This is a genomic window from Leptolyngbya sp. AN10 (assembly GCF_050565645.1).
Lineage (GTDB): Bacteria > Cyanobacteriota > Cyanobacteriia > Leptolyngbyales > Leptolyngbyaceae > Leptolyngbya.
On the sequence record NZ_JBNXVP010000104.1, the window covers coordinates 1 to 1,306 of the forward strand.

The following is a 1,306-nucleotide window of genomic DNA, read 5'->3' on the forward strand; positions in this document are numbered from 1 at the left end:
TTTGAATTACATCGAACACGGCGACAACCGAATCAATGGCAATTGGCGATCGCATAAATAAAAGGATGCAGATTCAGAGAAGTCTGTGATCCAGTTTTTACAGAATGACTTTTTCAGCAAGCCCTATATAGATTACCAAAATTCGACAAGTGCCTGTCTCTATTGTCCAAAAGTGACAGAGAGGACTATAGCTACACCTGCTATTTGAAGCAAGAGTTGAGTTAATTGCCAAGGTAAGTACACTCCTTGGAACGTTCTGAATCAGAACTATTTGCTTGATATTTAGCCCCCATCGCAGAACATTGATGTTCTGTCGCTTTGCACTGTCTAATTTCTTCGATACAGCCCCAATCTACTGATTACTTGAGAGACTTCAATGCCTAGGAAATCTGCCTCGCAACGTACAAAAGAAGCTAATATCTATCTATCAGAGGAGCGTGGAATTAAGGTAAAGCTCACTTTGATTGGAAATCGGTTGTACATTCGCAAGACGCTTTCACTTGGCTCTACCGGGCACAAGAAGAAGCAATATACGCTTTGCTTATCCTTGGACGCAGATGTCGATGGAATTGAGCAGGCAAAGGCGGATGCGATGTATCTGAATCAGTTGCTCGCACAGCGGGGATTTACCTGGGAGAAATGGCGAGCCTATCTCAAGCAAACCAGTTCAGATCGAAAACTTCTTCAGGAGTCAATCGCTCAATCTGTTGCGCGCTTTCATCAACACTTCTTAACGTGAGTTCGACGAGAGGAGTGGCGCAAAAGAAAAGCTGGGACTACTTTTGAAAGAAATAACAACACATCTTTCGAGTCCCAGCTTATGGAACCTATCGTATCGCGCCTCGACCTGACGGCATTGTTCTGCGACATAGACGACTTCTGCCAAACGTTTGAATGGGCATGGGCACACCAACCGCAACTGCCGTCGATGCCTGGAGAGAAACGCAGTCGCTCCCGGTTGCGTTTGAGCGAAGTGATGACCATCGTGATTGCGTTTCATGCTTCTGGTGCAAGGACATTTAAGGATTTCTACACGCTGACAGTGCTACCGCACTGGCGCAAAGCGTTCCCGAATCTAGTGAGCTACAACCGCTTTGTGGAACTGATGCCGTGGTGCTTGATGCTGTTGAATTGTTTCCTGATGACGCGACGCGGCGAGATGACGGGGATTGCCTTTGTCTGTGAAATGTCAATTACATAGGACAGATTTTTTCATCGAAACTAGAAGCTAGATTTGCAGAAATGAGATTGCAGAAATGAGATCAAAATGAGACAGAGATGACGAGAACAGCAAGCAGCAAAGCTG

The 1,306-nt window shown here is 45.6% G+C and carries 1 protein-coding gene and 1 pseudogene; both read left to right on the forward strand.

Annotation, left to right across the window (positions count from 1 at the left end; all coding sequences use genetic code 11):
* The first annotated feature begins 376 nt into the window (after positions 1 to 376).
* Positions 377 to 739: a hypothetical protein gene (locus ACQ4M5_RS41720; RefSeq protein ID WP_430681686.1), complete on the forward strand. Its 363-nt coding sequence runs from the start codon at positions 377 to 379 to the stop codon at positions 737 to 739.
* Between the two features lie 81 nt (positions 740 to 820).
* Positions 821 to 1,180, forward strand: a pseudogene (locus tag ACQ4M5_RS41725) (IS982 family transposase); the annotation flags it as partial.
* Positions 1,181 to 1,306 lie beyond the last annotated feature (126 nt).